Source organism: Roseovarius sp. ZX-A-9, from assembly GCF_028369135.1.
Classification (GTDB): domain Bacteria; phylum Pseudomonadota; class Alphaproteobacteria; order Rhodobacterales; family Rhodobacteraceae; genus Roseovarius.
In genome coordinates, this window is sequence record NZ_JAPWHW010000013.1 from 1 (window position 1) to 15,845 (window position 15,845).

The window sequence follows — 15,845 nt, forward strand, 5'->3', positions numbered from 1 at the left end:
GGATGGGACTTGCCGCTCCCGATCCGTCGCGTGTGGCGCAAACTGGAACGTCAGCCGGGCGGCGACCGGCAGATGGTTGATATCGGCGCTGGAAAACGTCGACCGTCAGCAGATGGAGCTGCAACTTCTGGCTTCGCTGTTCCTGCAAGCAGATAACGACCGCGTCCAAGGGCTCCTCGATGGCGGTATCGATCTATTCGTGGCGGCAGGGCTTTTGGCATTTGAGCGAAAACGGCCGACCTTGGGCGAGATCTACCGCATCACGGCCTCTGGCGGTGACAAGCAGAAAGAGTATCGCCGCCGCGCTGATGAAGTGGTCAACCCAGCCTCCAAGCTGATCTTCATGCGCATGGCCTCGACCAACAACGACACGCTAACTTCCTACCTGTCGCTCTTGATGACATCTGGCCTCAAGCAGTGGTCGAACCCTGCCATTGATCGCGCAACCGCGACCTCAGACTTCGAATTTCGCGACATCCGAAAAACGCCGTTTTCGGTCTATCTTGTGGTTGAACCGCTCATGGTGAAACCCCTCGCGCCCTTGATCCGTCTGTTCTTCTCGGATTTGCTGGCATCGTTGCAGGACCATGAACCCGGTAAGGACGAGCCCTGGCCGGTGATGATCATGCTCGATGAGTTCAATCGCCTTGGCAAAATGCCGATCGTGCTCGACAGCATCGAAACCCTGCGATCCTACCGCGCCAATCTTGCGATCGTCACACAGACGATCCCAGCTTTGGATGAGATCTATGGTGAAAATGCCCGCCGCGCGCTCCAGGGCAACGCAGGTATCAAGCTTTATCTGACCCCCTCAGATGAAAAGACCATCGAAGAGCTCAGCAAAGCCGTCGGCAAAACAACCAAGCGCGTTGTGACCCGCTCGCGTTCCGTCGGCCGAAACCCATTCGCCGGGCGCAGCATGTCCGAACGGACCGAGGAAACTGCGTTGCTACCCGAGGATGAAGCGCGGCGCATGGATCTTGATGACATCGTTCTGGTCGTCGACGCGCAAATGCCCGTGCGCGCCAAGCGGATCAAGTACTATGAGGATCGGTTCTTTAAACAGATCTTCGACAAGCAGGCAGGCGATCTCCCATATCCCTCGGCCGGGGATCAAATGTGCGGGCTGCAAGGGCAGATCAAGGCGCTGGAGGCAAAGATTGGGGCGCTTGAGATGCCGAGAGCGGTTTCAGGTGATGGCGCTGAAATTGACGGGACGCGGCGCGAGGAAATCGATTATTTTGCCGGTGACCATCGAGGTGCGGCCATAGACGAAAAGCCTAGTCTGGACGAGTATCAGGCAGGAACGGAGAGGATACAGAGATTCATGGAGGAAGCCTCTGTGAGACGAAGGTGAGAGCTTTCGTTCGATTCGAGTTGTGTTAGCAAGTGGGGTGCGCTTTGATTTGAAGTTGGATTGTTGGGCAACTTTGGCACTTTGTAGGGACATATTTGCGTTTGACGCGCCTCTCGAGCCAGCTTGAACTTGTGGTTGTGGTTGTGGTCGGGCAATATGAAAGCCTGAAATTTTTGTATTATATCTAGGTATTTAGAATTCAATGCGTCAGCAAAAGTCAGCGCCGATGGACCCTCAGGTATTACTGAGAACAAAAGATTTCCTTGTGAATCGCGCCCAGAAATCTCTGAATGCGCCACCTTTCTTGGCCCTCGCAATTGAACTAAGCCATTTGTCGGACACGAGGATTGCACTTCAAGCTTTGGTGAAAGAAGGATATACGCCTCAGAAATTGCTCCATAAATTTCCGAATGTGACAGCATGGGCAATATGTGCATCGTTGCTTGAGAATTATGGTCAAGGAAGCCAAGAAATATGGCCGCTGATTGGTCGATTGTTTGGCAAGGAACCGTCCCTAGCAGCGCGTACGGAAATCGTCGCTTCATTCAAATCCGTTTGCCGCAAGATTGGACTAGTGACGGACGGCTTTGATCGTAATGTTGATGTTTTTCTGATCCATGTCGGCGTAGCGCGTGGACAAATGGGTCATGTTGCAAAGGCCTTCTTGCAGCAGGAGGCTGCCAACGGCCTGCCATCTTCCGATGATGTAGTTCAATTGAACCGTTGGGAAGACGATGCTGTTTTAACGTTCCTACCGGTGGGCGTACATGTTCCTGAGCGCCCTATCTTGCACGACGAAACGGCCTGGATGGCGGCACTCTTTCTAAAATGGCGTGGCAATCCTACAGAACTTCGAAAGCAAAGCACTTTTGCCGCGGAGTTCGCGGAAACTTTGGATAAAATTGAAAAAGATGTTGGCTCGTCAAAGCTGCTCGCTTCTCAACCTTCGCCACGTTTGATTTGGCTGGATGGTCGCCCACAATTGCAGGTGCCGGCGGGTGCTGGAAGGCTGCAGGTTAACATCGGCTCGCAAACACTCAGGCTACGGCGTGGACAGACATGGCCTCTAACTACCCCGCTTCCCTCGGAGCTAACTTGGATCGCAGATGGGGAAGACCGCTATTTACCGTTATACAACTCAACTTTTGTCATCTTCGAGCCAGAAGATGGTCGGCAGCTTGTACCTCGCAAAGGGACCACGGAATGGATTGTTCAGACAAGTGTGGCGACGGTAACCTCAACTCGGGAATTCACAGTGAATGGGGTTCCGGCCGACCTTTTTGGCCCTGATCTTTATGTCGCTCAAGTGAGCTTGCGGGACAAACCCGCAGAACTTCGATCCTCCAACCGGAACGTGGTACTACGCGGCTCCAAAAGAACAAGAATAAGCATCGAGGGTCGCCCAATTGCGGTGCAATCGGGCAAAGCTGGCAGTTTGTGGCCCGGTGACGCGGATATCGTGCTGGAAGCCGCGCTCTATACAGATCGCCTTGTGACCCTGAAGGCCGAGTGTGGTGAGAAATCAGAGCTTGTCCACTGTGAACTCGATGAGAACGACATTGGCAGATTGTCGGTTAACGATATTCTAGAAAAGCTACATCTAGGCCAGACGGGAAATCCCATCCGTCTCGTTTTGACGATGCTGCGAGACGCGGATGGTCAACTCATCGAGACGCGAATCAGACGGGAGATTTTCGTTTGGCCGACTTACACCGGCTTGGACGGCGTCACGTTCCTGAGCGCGATGCCACCTTCAAATTTTGTATCAGCATCATCCAAACATGTTTCGTACGACGAATCCGGCAATCTGTGTTTGGATCGTAGGGGCGGTTACGACAAAGCCCTGATTGGGTTCGAGATTGATTCAGAAACCCGTCAGTTTCTCGTAGATTGGCCCGAGATTTCTATTGTCTTGGAAAAAACAAACGGCACACGTGAGCCCCTGATTCTTGGGAGTGCAATTATTCTGGGCCTTGACGATTGGAACAGTTCACTTGTTGTCCGGTCCCCAAATCGCCGCGCAACCTTGACCATTGCAGGTCGGTCGTTGGATCGGCCTTTCGCCAATACGGGAAGTTGGGCAATTCCGCTTCGTCAACTTCACAAAGCTCACGACAACCAGATCTACCTGGTCAACGGTGCCGCACGCACCTTGCTGGCGCGCATAGAGACCGTTGCAGCTCCGAAAGAGCTCGTGGTGAACCACCGCGCTGACGGTGTCACCGCACGGATCCGCGCCCCCTTTTCAATCGGTGGGGTTTTGATAGCTGCCGAAGACGAGGGTGGTCAAGTTGTTACCAGTGAGTTTAGCTTCGATCATTTCCCTACAGACGTGCCTGCGGATCCAAAGATCAGTGCACAGAAAGCAGCCGATGACAGGGTTACGATACTGCTGAAAAATTCCCGCAGTTCCGAAGTGCTGCGTTTGTTTGACATAAGTCTACGCGATGTCGGTAATCGCCGTTGGACCCGTCTCTCAACAAATCGAGGAGACCGAATAGCGCTCGCCGTTCCAGCGTCCGAGCCCGCAGAGCCAACGGTTGAAGCCATGTCACGCATTGATGGTTGGATAAACCAATGTTTCGCGGCTGAGTGTTGGGATGGCGGACTAAACAGGCTGTTGACGAGCCGCTGGGCAGAAGTTGTCCGCGCAATTGATCATCAAGCCGGTGGCCGTGCAGCAATTCTCAGCCTCGTACATGCGGAAGAAGAAGACTCTAACTGGCTGCCTATGAAGCATGTCGTAGAGGTCGTACCTGAACTTCATTCAGCCGAGGCCTTCGACTACTCAGCTCTTGGAGCGATCGACTCACAAATCGGAAGAGCTCTCTCGCGCCTCAACTCAATCGGACGCGGTCAGATCCGACAAAACTCAGCCATAGATCCCCGCGCGCTCCTCGGCTTCAAGAACGCTCGGTCAGCAGATCGTCTCGGCGAAGAACTATCCGGCTTTTCGACGCTTCGTCTCATCAATGTTTTGCAAAAGCTTGGCACCTCTCGCGCGTTTTGGGATGGCCGAACTGTGCTCGGACCAGAACATCGACAAGCAGCGATGACCGGCTTGATAGAGCGCTGTGAGGATTTCCGATTGTTTTCCGAAGACGCGGCTGAGGGACCGATGAGCCTAAGAAGCGCCCGCCTTAACCAGCTTATGCAAGGTGTCATCAAAAATGCCCCAGACATCCCTAAAGGTCCGGAGCACGAAGAACAGGAATATGTGCTTTGGATAGATCAAACCCTCATGGCATATGCCAGTGCAGCGCGCCGCAATAAGGTTTTAGTGTTGTTTGACAAAGTCGCACAGTCAACGGGCTTTTCACTTGCCGAAACCAAGAGATTGTTTGGCGAACTTCTACGAATAGCGCCTGAATTGCTTACGTTTCACCTATTATGCCAAGAGCTAGAAAGGCTGCGTTCATGAAGGATCTGCCCGAGCAAAACGATGATCTCGATCCCGTCGCTTTCAAGAAAACGTTGGCCGACCGCCTGCGCGATTTCACGTTATCTGCAGCATCAATTTCTCCAGTGCATGCGCCGCGCCTTGCGTCTGCCGTTGAAACTCTGATTTCGCACCATCCGTTCGTCAGCGGTCCTTTCGTAGAGAGCCTTCCCGACTTCGAGAAAGGCGAGTCTATCGCAGAACTTGTTGCCTCTGATAACCTTTGTGAAGCTTGGAAAGCGATGCGGGAAAAGGCTCCTGCGCTGTTTGAGCGTAAACTCCATCTTCACCAAAGAGCGGCAATCGGCCGAGAAGAAAACTATCTTGTGGCAACTGGCACAGGTTCGGGCAAAACAGAAGCTTTCTTGTTCCCACTTATCGATGCGCTTTTGCGTTCTGGCGTCGGCAATCCAGGTGTGAAGGCGATCCTTATCTATCCATTGAACGCTTTGGCGACGGACCAAATGCACCGCATCTCAAAGCTCTTGTTCAAAGAGCTTGGCGATCCCGGATTGACCCTTGGTCGTTTTACCGGTCAAACGAGCGCGCGCGCTGGTAGGACTGAAATCGAGCGGGAGATTAGTGAAGCACCAAGTTTTCAATCTGCTTTTGGATATGATGAAAAGGTGCCCAACAACTGGCTCTTGTCGCGCAAGGAGATGTTGGAGAACCCACCTGATATTTTGATCACCAACTATGCAATGTTGGAGCATATTCTACTTTTACCCAAGAACCGTGCTCTCCTCAAAGGGGCTGATCTACAATGGATCGTGCTTGACGAATTGCATACGTATACTGGCGCTCAAGCAATTGAAGTGGCGTTTCTGCTCAGAAAGCTGAAAGCAGCGTTAGACATAAAGCCAAACATCCTGAAATGCGTTGGAACATCTGCCAGCCTCGATCCGTCTAGAAAGGACGAACTTGCAAGATTCGCAGAGGACCTATTCGGCGAACCTTTCGGCGGGGGTAGCGAAGCAATCATTACCTCAAAACGCGAACTTCATCCTGAACTGAAAATTGACAAACCAATACGGTCACTTACAGCGGAACAATGGATTAAGCTTGGAGAAGGTCTAGTTGAGTTAAAACGAGATGGCGCGCTCCACCCCGATGAAGCTAAAAACCATGTTGAAGACTGGAATGATGTCTCAGGCGGCATATTGGACCTAGAGGATGGGCCACACCTTGGGAGCCGTCTTTCGGAAGCGCTGTCCTCTCTTTCCGAGGTACGACAGACCGCCCACCTTCTTTTACCAGCCGAAAATGCTGGCGCTAAAATTCTGCCGTTAGGCGTTTTGGCGACCCAAATTTTCCCCGATGCGCCGCCAGATGTATCTACCAAAGCCATGACCGCACTAATTTCAATCGCTGTCTTGGCGGTCCCCTCAGGTGTTGACGGCTACCCATTGCTACCGGCGAGATACCATATTTCTGCGAGCGCTATTGAAGGCATTTTGGTTGGACTAGATCCAAGCAACGACGAGAGCTGGGCAACACCCGAGATTGGTCGGAATGGACGAGATGCAACTGACAAGACACCCGCTCTTTGGCCCTTACTTGTTTGCCGTAGTTGTGGGCAGCCATATATCGAAGGTTTCGACGATGGATTGAAAATAGCACCAACTCCAATCCGAAATGGGTCGTCAAAGCGCATCGTTTTGCGGCTTGGCAAAAGCGGAACAGCAGCAACAGACGATGTCACAGACGATCTATCGGAAGTTGATCTCGAATACCTGAACCCTGTCGATGGCCAAATCATGGACGGACCCGACGATGGTGTGATTGAACTTCAGGTGGCCAGCACTGAAGAAGACGACCGCGATCGCAAGCCTTACGTGAAAAAATGTCTCGCGTGCGGGGCAGGAGCTGGAAATTACGCTGAACCAGTCTCGCATATTCACCCCGGCGATGAGGCCGTTTCTGCCATGGCCGCCCAAGCGCTGCTGGAAGCACTTCCGCCGAGAGAGGAGTCAGATGGCCCGATGGGTGGTCGCGCGTTGCTGGCCTTCTCGGACAATCGGCAAGATGCTGCATTTTTTGCGCCGTTTTTCGAACGTACGTCTCGCCTAGAAGCACTTCGAGGGGCAATTCTAGATTCCATCTGCGGCGAAGGCGAACCGATGGGAATCCGCGATCTTGCAGACTCAGTCGCGAGGCGATTGCGCAAGCACAAATTCGCTCTCTATGATCGCAGAGACTTGGAACGCCCTATGAAGGGCGATCAGTTCAAAGACAGATTGTTAGCCTTGGTAGTCGCAGAGATGACGCTCGCTGCGACTGGTCGGATTTCGCCGGAAGCATTTGGACTTTGGCAGGTTAACCACGTAAAGCTGGATCAAGTCATCAAGAAGGCGCAGGGCGAGCTTCCGTCCGAAAAGCTGAGTGCGCTTGTTCCAGGAACTCTCAAGCTCATTCTATTGATGATGAGGCAAAACAGGGCAATCAACGATCTAAGTGGCATCATCGATTTGTCCGACGAGGCTGTATGGGGGAGAGGGCGCGGTTCCGTTGAGACGGCGTATGATTTGGATCGAACATCTGAAGGTAAACGTCTCAGAACTCTTCTTCCCTCCAAGCCAACGACGCCCACGCGACTTACTTGGGTCCTGTCAGAAAGGCTTGAACTAAGTTTCGACGAGACCGCCACCTTAGCAAGAGCCTGTTGGGACGCGCTTTCATCACGACGAGCGGGCATCTTGCAAAAACACAAAGCAGGGTTGGTCATTGATCTGGATGGGCTGCAAATTGAGAAAGGACGCGACCGCTTCCAGTGCGAAAAATGTGGCCGTGTGGCTGGATTTGACCTTTCGGGGGTGTGTCTTGCGTTCAGGTGTACTGGTGCAACCAAACGCGTCGAAAATAACGATTCAATCAGTGAAAGTTACTACGTTCAACGCTATCAGGCTCTTCCGTCGGCGGCAATCGCGCGGGAACATACCGCTGCGATCGGCCCAAGCTTGAGGAACGTGATTGAAGGTGGATTCAGGGAAGGCCAATTTAACCTCCTTAGCTGCACGACTACCATGGAAATGGGTGTAGACCTCGGCGATTTGGAAGCGGTAATTTGTAGGAATGTTCCTCCTGGTATCGCAAATTACCAACAGCGCGCAGGACGTGCGGGACGCAGAGCGCAGGCAGCGCCTATCGCTCTGACTATTGCACGCGGCAGCCGATACGATCAGGCCACATTCAGCGCTTTCCCAGAATACTTGGCGAGCATGCCGTCTATGCCATATATTTCTTTGGACAACGCCCGATTTTTGCGAAGGCATCAGGTGTCGTGTGTATTAGCAAGCTGGCTCGATACGCGCCTTGCTATCAGTGACCGAAAAGGTGCTCCGCGCCTACGCGACGTCTTGGCGGATCGCCTTGATGCTGAAGAGACGCGCAGTTTGTTGCATGATTTGGATACATGGCTTGCTAGCGACCATGGTGAATCGGCTCTTGATCGCGCGAAAGAAATGTCAAAAGGCCTGCCCGCGGGCACGGCCTTGCAGGGAAGCGAACTGGTCGCCCATGTACGCAATGAAATCGGTGGTTGGCTTGAACAAGTAGCTGGGCGCTGGTCCAGTATTCAGCATCGGTACGAACTTGCTGAAGCGGAACAATCGCAGGCAGAAACTGAGGAGTTGAAATCGCGGGCTCTTGGGCGGATGAAATGGGCCGACGGAGAGAAAAAACGCTACCTTGATCGCCTGCTTGTTGAAAGCCTTTCGCGGGCAGCTGTTATTCCCACCTATAGCTTTCCTGTGCATTCGCTGACGCTCGAAATCGTTCAACATCGGGACACGCAAGGGCCCAGTGAAGGCGAGATTGAGCTGAGCCGCGACGCAACGTTGGCCATCTCTGAGTATGCGCCCGGCGCTGAGACCGTCGCGGCGGGCCGGATCTGGCAAAGTGCTGGTATCGCCAAAAGACCTTCCAGAGTATCTGGCGATGCATGGCTAGAAGAAGGCTTCATTCGTATTTGCGATGCGTGTCAACATGTGGAGCGCGTGGATGAGTGGGATCAACTTTCAGAGCAGTGCTTTGGGTGTGGAACGACCCAATTACCCAAGGCCCGAAAGTACTTAGAGCCCATTGGTTTTTTGACGTCATACAAGGACAAAGCTGGTGGCGAACCAGGAGTGAGCAGACTGCGAACGCGTGCCGTTGATGAAGCACGCCTCTTGACGCGGGCTCCGCGCGACAAGATGAGCAAGTCTGATCTTGCGCGAGTTACAACCTTTTTGGCGCCGTCGCATGGAAGTGTGGAGGGCGAAGAAGGCCGCATGGTAGTAGTGAACCGCGGTCCCCACGGCAGTGGATATTTTCGCTGCCCAAGATGCGAGCACGCAGAAGCTGCACCGCAAGGCAGCAACTTCTCCAAAGCAGAGTTTCCGAGCAAACACTTTGATCCACGAACGGGTGACCCTTGCCCAGTTGAAACTTTGAAATACCCAATTGATTTGGCGCACATCTTCACAACAGATGTGCGGATCCTGCGATTGTCCGAACCAATGGCAATTCCGTCGGAAGTCAAAGACGGCACGGCCTATATTAATGACACGCTGAGGGGCGCAGCCGAGGCGATTCGCCTTGCTGCTGCCGATCTATTGGGGACAGATCCCCGCGATCTCAGAGCAACCTTCGAAAGTGGAACCGACGACTATTTGATCATTCTAGCAGACTCAACGCCGGGCGGCGCTGGCTATGCGCGCCGCCTGATTGATGAACCTAGATATTCGGCTCGGCGCTTGTTTTCGAAGGCATTGGAAATCCTCGATTGCGAACGAGGCGAGAAGTGCCAGACAAGTTGTGTGAGGTGTCTGAACGACTACTCCAACCAAGCCTATTGGGATCGCTTCAACCGACACTCGTCTCTCAAATGGTTGACTGCGGTTTTGGCCCACAGCACAGCAAGACCAGATCATGTTCCAGCCCAAGCGATCCCGAGCGATGCGCCTTCGGGCGATGCGTTGAGTCGCTATCTGCGAAACCGAGATCAAGTTGTCGTCGTCGCAAAAACACTCTGGGGCGCTGAAACCGAAGAGAATTCCATCAGAAGCGCACAGCGGTTGCGAGATTGGTTGGAGGCAGAACCCCACCGCAAGGCAACGGTATTCTGCGCAACTCCAGATGTTGGAAGTGCTAACTGGTTGGACCGCCAAATCGCTGCAATGTTGAGGCCAATGGAAGATTCTGGGAGGCTAAATTTTCCAACGGTTCCTGATACTGTTTCCAAGGGCGCACCGCGTTTGACCCTTTTGGGAAATGGAGAAATGGAGGAACTATTTGATGATGAAAATCATGCAGCAGCACTAGCGGGCCTTGGAGAGGGCGTCATCTTTCGTTGTACACGCGCTCCATCCGAAACTTGGGCAGGCCAGAATGCGGTAAAGATTATAGAGGCTGCCAAAGCGAAGACGTCCTACCTAGGTACTTTGATTGATCGGCTGTCCATACATCGGTTTAGGCCTGGGGATGTCCGAAACCTCGAGCCAGCGTTTTCCCCACTTTCGGGGCAATTGGTTAACATAACAATCGAAGACCCTTGGTGTGGGGCCCGTCGGCATGGACGCGAAAGCGTTTCGAAATTCCTCGCACAGCTTCAAGCAATGAGTATCACCATCGGCGAACTAAAAGTTGTTTGGAGCTCCGACAACTCGGATGACTCTGCTGCTATTCAGGCCAATGAGCTACGAGATGAGATTGAACGAAATTACAACGGCGAGCTGATACTGGAACCCAAACGCCGACATGAAGTACGCCATTTTCACGACCGCGTTGTCTACTTTGACGTCGATGAAACTAGCGAGACCTGGCGCGTCGATGTCAGCTCGGGCATCGATAACCTCATGTCACGAAACAAAGAATGTAGTATTTTTGTTGAGAAGCGCCGCTAGGTGGAGGGTGAAATGAATTGTTTGCAAATGCACAGCTTTACGGAAAGCTTGTTGAATGATTTCAGGTGCTAATCTGCGAGGGAATAGGGCCTCTTGTAATATTCAGGCCAGCCTTTTCGCCCGTTCCGCCACGCGCTGACCGACATAGGGCACAAGGCTCGGACGCTCTTCTTCGAACACCTCCCAAATCGTCCTATCGCGCAGTTCTGGGTGTCAATCGGCATTGAACTTTGACCCCTTATCGGCGTCCAATATTGCCCCCCTTGTGCTGAGCAGGCCCGGCGCTGCGTAGCCCTCACATAGTCCGCCCTGAACAACTGTCAGGTATCTGATTTTATTGATAAATGGGTCTATTTTGTTGGGCCGCAGGTGCAGGATTTGGTATTATTCTGGTAGGAACCCTGCAATTTCGAGCCGTGATATGAAGCCTAAAAAATCGCCTCCGGACCAAGACGATCTCCTGCGTGCCCGATTGGTCGAGATGATCGTAACCGCGCCATTGAGACCGCAGCTTATGCGGCTTGACTGTCGGTTTTGGATGCCAGTGGCGCCCAATTCCACGGTAATAATTCATCGAGCCTGTTGATTTTGTGATCGTGGATGCGGTCGAGGATGTCGGCGAGATAGGCCTGCTGTGAATCCCGGAGACAAATTGGACCACAGAAACGGCCGGATGATCTGGTCGTAGCGGAGTAAAATTCCGCCACTTTACGCCTGAGGTAACGAGCTGAAGGCGGGGAGATGTATTCTGTGGAACTTTATAATCGGGTGCGCCGTGCGTGCCATGTTGATGGTATGAGCAGGCGCGAAGCGGCGCGGCTTTTCGGGATTGATCGCAAGACGGTCTCGAAGATTTTGCAGCACTCGGTGCCACCGGGGTATCGGCGTAGTGAAGCGCCAGCGCGACCGAAGCTGGATCCGTTTATTCCAGTGATCGACCAAATCCTTGAAGACGACAAAGGCAAGCTGAAGAAGCAGCGCCATACCGCCAAACGCATTCATGCCCGGCTGCGCGATGAACATGGGTTCACTGGCGGGATTACCATCGTCACCGATTATGTCCGGGAGAAGAAGTGCCGCTCCAAAGAGGTCTTCGTGCCACTAAGACACGCGCCTGGGCATGCGCAGATGGATTTTGGTGAGACCCTTGGCGTGATCGGCGGTATTGAATGCAAGTTGCACTACTTCGTGATGGTACTTCCGCACTCTGACGCGATCTTTATCAAAGCCTACCCTGCTGAGACGACCGAAGCTTTCTGTGACGGTCACAATGCGGCCTTTGCGTTCTTTGGTGGCGTGCCCTTGTCGGTGCTCTATGACAACACAAAGATCGCAGTGGCCAAAATTTGCGGTGACGGTACGCGTGATCGGACCCGCAGCTTCGCAGAACTTCAATCCCATTATTTGTTCGACGATAAGTTTGGCCGCCCCTCCAAGGGGAACGATAAGGGGCATGTTGAAGGTGGCGTTGGATACGGGCGGCGGAACTTCATGGTGCCCGCTCCGGGCTTTGAGAGCTTTGATGCCCTGAATGCTTGGCTGGAAGCGCAATGCCTGCGGCGCCAGAATGACATTGTGCGCGGCCACAGCGCGACGATTGGTGAGCGGCTGTTGCGCGATCTGGATGCACTAATGGCGCTGCCGCTCGTGCCCTATGACGCCTGCGAGAAGGTTAGCACGCGTGCAACGTCAATCTCGATGGTTCGCTATCGGTCCAATGACTACTCGGTGCCGGTGGCCTATGCCCATCATGAAGTCCAGGTCCGTGGATATGTCCATGTGGTCGTGATCGGTTGCGGTCCCGAGGTGATCGCGCGGCATAAGCGGTCCTATGACAAGGCGGACATGATCTACGATCCCATGCACTTCCTGCCCTTGCTGGAGCAGAAAGTAGGCGCTTTGGATCAGGCCGCGCCCCTTCAGGGATGGGACCTGCCAGATGCCTTTGCCACGCTGCACCGGTTGCTTGAGGCCAGGATGGGCAAGCCAGGTAAGCGTGAGTATGTCCAGATCCTGCGTTTGCTGGAAACCTTCGAGATGGACCACGTCCACGGTGCCGTGCGCCAGGCGCTCGATCTTGGCGCTATTGGCTATGATGCCGTGAAGCATCTGGTTCTGTGCAGGATTGAACGGCGACCGCCCAAGCTGGACCTTGATGTCTACCCATTTTTACCCGCCGCTCAGGTCGAGACGACGAAAGCGGCAAGCTACAAGGTGCTGATGTCGGAGGCGGCGCCATGACGGACGCGCCTCAGGTTCTGCTCTCCCATCACCTCAAGAAGCTGAGATTGCCGACGTTCTTGAGCGAACATGACAAGCTTGCCCGCCAATGCGCCGCCGAAGGCAAAGATCACGTCCAGTACCTGCTGCGGCTGTGCGAACTGGAGCTGATCGAACGCGAACGCCGGATGATCGAGCGACGCATCAAAGCCGCCAAGTTCCCGGCTACCAAAAGCCTGGACAGCTTTGACTTCAAGGCGATCCCGTCGCTGAACAAGATGTTGGTGATGGAACTGGCCCGCTGCGAGTTCGTCACGCGCCGCGAGAACATCATCGCCCTCGGTCCATCAGGCACAGGCAAGACGCACGCGGCCTTGGGATTGGGCTTGGCTGCATGCCAGAAAGGCATGCGCGTCCGCTTCGTCACAGCCGCCGCACTGGTGCATGAACTGATCGAAGCCGTCGATGAACGCCGCCTGCAACGCCTGCAAAAACAACTGGCAGCACAGGACCTTCTGATCATCGACGAACTTGGCTTTGTGCCGTTGTCAAAGACCGGGGCGGAATTGCTGTTCGAAGTCATCAGCCAACGTTATGAGCGTGGATCGATCATCATCACATCAAACCTGCCATTCGATGAATGGACGGAAACATTCGGTACTGAGCGACTCACAGGGGCCATCCTCGATAGGCTTACCCACCATGTCCACATTCTTGAGATGAATGGTGAAAGCTTCCGGCTGCGCGAAAGCCGCAAATCCAAAACAAAGAACTGATCAGAACTGGCCTGCGGCCAGTGCGCCTTGGCAAGCTTAGCTATATGAAGAGCACGCGTGCCAAGGCGCGGTATGGCTCAAACCCAGTGGCCCAGTTTTACACCGGTACGTGGCCCCATTTTGCTCCGGGATTGACAGTCCATCGTGTCCGGCGAAAGGTTGTGTCTGGTGTTCGCTACCATTTCTATGCCTGGCGGGGCGGCCCCAAATTTTGGGAAGGGGCGGACCCGAACCCGAAAGAACCCGAATTCTTCCATGCGTTTTCCCAGTGCGGTACGCCTTTAAGCCCTGCCGAATATCTGACGACCCACTTAGTCGACGATTTCCTGTCCAGCGCATCTTTGCCAAAGGCTGAGCGCTCAAAGGCTGATATCCGCAAATGGCTGGAGCTGTTTCGTGAGGAATTTGGTGCAGATCCTATAGCTATGTTCGAAGAGCGCGCCTCGCGGGGCGAGGTCAACAATTGGCGAAAGAAATGGCTTCATTCGCCCAAGCAGCACGATATGGCAGGTACCCATGCGACACGCGTTCTGAATTGGGCGGTCGAAGAGGGCAAACTAAAAGAGCACCACTGCCACAAGCTCAAAAAGCTCTATCAATCGAACCGGACTGAGATCATCTGGACGAGTGGCGACATCACACAGTTCAACAAACATGCGCCCAAATGGGTGCAGAGGATTCTAACCGCAGGATGCGAAACAGGCTTGCGAGCGGCTGATCTCGTTCAGGTCAAAATGGACCAATTCGAAGACACTCCGCACGGTAAACGCCTTCGTTTTCGGACCAGTAAGCGTGGGCAGATCGCATATATCCCAGCCACCTCAGCACTTGAGAAATTGATCGCAGAGACGCCGGAAGGCCAAGATGTGCTGCTGGTATCAGAGCTTGGGAGACCTTTGACGGCCCGTTGGGCGTCGAACCAGATCACCAAGTGGCGGCGCGAAGCGCAGATCCCGCCGTGGATCGATGGCAGGGAGAAGACTCTGTCTGACACGCGCGGGACGGCCGCGACACGATTGCTGAATGCCGACCTTTCTTTGCGCCAGATCGCGGTGCTGATGGGGTGGTCGGTTCGCTACGCCGCACAGGTTATCGAGCATTATGCGCAGGTTAGCCCGGACGAAAGCGATGCGGTTCTGCGCAAGCTCAATCGAGCAAAATCACTGTCTCAAGACACAAAAATGTAAACGCCCCTGTAAACGCGGGGCCTGAAACACGGCAAGGAGTAATCTAAGTGATTGTTTTTAAATGGAGGCGAGTACCGGAATCGAACCGGTGTACACGGATTTGCAATCCGCTGCGTAACCACTCCGCCAACTCGCCAGAGTGATGCATTCATTAGGTTTCATAAATGGTGCCGTCAAGCGGTTATCACTCTGGTTATCAGGTTTCTGTTCTGTGCCTGTTCTGTTCACTGACGTTTCTCCCGAGCCTGACGGGCGCGCATGATCTGCCGAGCTTCCCCGGCATACTTGCGGATCATGGCCCTAGATGTGTGGCCGCTGTAGCTGGCAATCTCATCGTCGTCGCAACCGGCCCACGCTAGCTCCATGACGCTACGATAGCGCAGGGCGTGCTGGTCATATGCCGTCAGTTCGAGCCTCTTCCGTTCGTCAAGCATAACGCGGGCCATGTATCGGTATTCCATGGGTGATCCGTCCGGACGGGTCAGGATCGTCAGGCCACTCTTGGGGGCGTTGTCCAATGCCGCTTTTTAGGGTGCGGGTGCAGGGTAGCCATAGGGGTTTGTCGGTTTTCCCTTGAGCAAAGCGCAGGCTGTCGCTGTCATAGTCGTTCCAACCGTGTTGACGAGTTCGACGGTCGAGTAGAAGCGCACTTTGACGCGCAGCGACAATCAACAGAAGAAGAATTCCTTTCCCGCGACAAAAACGATGATACCGTCAGAGATGCCGCGACATAGGATCTCATCCTGATTTTCGCCAGCGTCTCACCCAGATTGTCGCGCTATAGTCCGGACCTGAACCCGATCGAAATGGCGTTCTCCAAACTGAAGGCCCATCTCCGCCGTATCGGAGCGCGATCCTTTACCGGTCTGTTCGCCGCCCTCAGCGAAATCTGCGACCTCTACACGCCAGAGGAATGCTGGAACTACTTTTGCGAGGCAGGATACGCTTCTACGTAAACTGGAACCGCTTTAAGGGGCGATA

The 15,845-nt window shown here is 53.9% G+C and carries 7 protein-coding genes, 1 tRNA gene and 2 pseudogenes; 7 read left to right on the top strand and 3 right to left on the bottom strand.

Features of this window, described 5'->3' with window-relative positions:
- The 3 genes from O3306_RS13535 to O3306_RS13545 form a co-directional block, all read left to right on the top strand.
- The coding region (locus O3306_RS13535) for a type IV secretory system conjugative DNA transfer family protein (RefSeq protein WP_272008212.1) at window positions 1–1,357 on the top strand (1,357 nt) is incomplete at its 5' end.
- A 226-nt stretch (window positions 1,358–1,583) separates the two neighbouring features.
- A complete protein-coding gene (locus O3306_RS13540; RefSeq protein WP_272008214.1) occupies window positions 1,584–4,778 on the top strand; it encodes a hypothetical protein in 3,195 nt (1,064 codons plus the stop codon).
- The gene (locus O3306_RS13545) at window positions 4,775–10,681 is read left to right on the top strand and encodes a DEAD/DEAH box helicase (RefSeq protein WP_272008216.1); all 5,907 of its coding nucleotides are present in this window, start codon (window positions 4,775–4,777) and stop codon (window positions 10,679–10,681) included. Before O3306_RS13540 ends, O3306_RS13545 begins: the two co-directional genes overlap by 4 nt.
- 512 nt (window positions 10,682–11,193) lie before the next feature.
- Here the strand turns inward: O3306_RS13545 and O3306_RS13550 are convergent.
- Window positions 11,194–11,313, bottom strand: a pseudogene (locus O3306_RS13550) (transposase domain-containing protein); the annotation flags it as partial.
- A 109-nt stretch (window positions 11,314–11,422) separates the two neighbouring features.
- On the opposite strand from O3306_RS13550, the gene istA reads away from it, so the two are divergent.
- The 3 genes from istA to O3306_RS13565 are packed head-to-tail and all read left to right on the top strand — an operon-like array spanning window position 11,423 to window position 14,864.
- Window positions 11,423–12,922 (top strand): IS21 family transposase, encoded by a 1,500-nt coding sequence (gene istA, locus O3306_RS13555; RefSeq protein ID WP_272008217.1) that lies wholly within the window; start codon window positions 11,423–11,425, stop codon window positions 12,920–12,922.
- Entirely contained in the window at window positions 12,919–13,677 is a 759-nt protein-coding gene (gene istB, locus O3306_RS13560) for an IS21-like element helper ATPase IstB (RefSeq protein ID WP_272008219.1), read from the top strand. Before istA ends, istB begins: the two co-directional genes overlap by 4 nt.
- A gap of 44 nt (window positions 13,678–13,721) precedes the next feature.
- Window positions 13,722–14,864 carry a tyrosine-type recombinase/integrase gene (locus O3306_RS13565; RefSeq protein ID WP_272008221.1) on the top strand — a complete coding sequence of 381 codons (1,143 nt, stop codon included), beginning with the start codon at window positions 13,722–13,724 and terminating at the stop codon, window positions 14,862–14,864.
- Between the two features lie 62 nt (window positions 14,865–14,926).
- On the opposite strand, the gene O3306_RS13570 is transcribed toward O3306_RS13565, so the two are convergent.
- Both O3306_RS13570 and O3306_RS13575 read right to left on the bottom strand, forming a co-directional pair.
- Window positions 14,927–15,000: transfer RNA gene (locus O3306_RS13570), tRNA-Cys, on the bottom strand.
- 88 nt (window positions 15,001–15,088) lie between these two features.
- Window positions 15,089–15,382 carry a tyrosine-type recombinase/integrase gene (locus O3306_RS13575; RefSeq protein ID WP_272008223.1) on the bottom strand — a complete coding sequence of 98 codons (294 nt, stop codon included), beginning with the start codon at window positions 15,380–15,382 and terminating at the stop codon, window positions 15,089–15,091.
- Window positions 15,383–15,634: 252 nt separating this feature from the next.
- On the opposite strand from O3306_RS13575, the pseudogene O3306_RS13580 reads away from it, so the two are divergent.
- A pseudogene (locus tag O3306_RS13580) lies at window positions 15,635–15,820 on the top strand (IS630-like element ISSpo6 family transposase); the annotation flags it as partial.
- Between the last annotated feature and the right edge of the window lie 25 nt (window positions 15,821–15,845).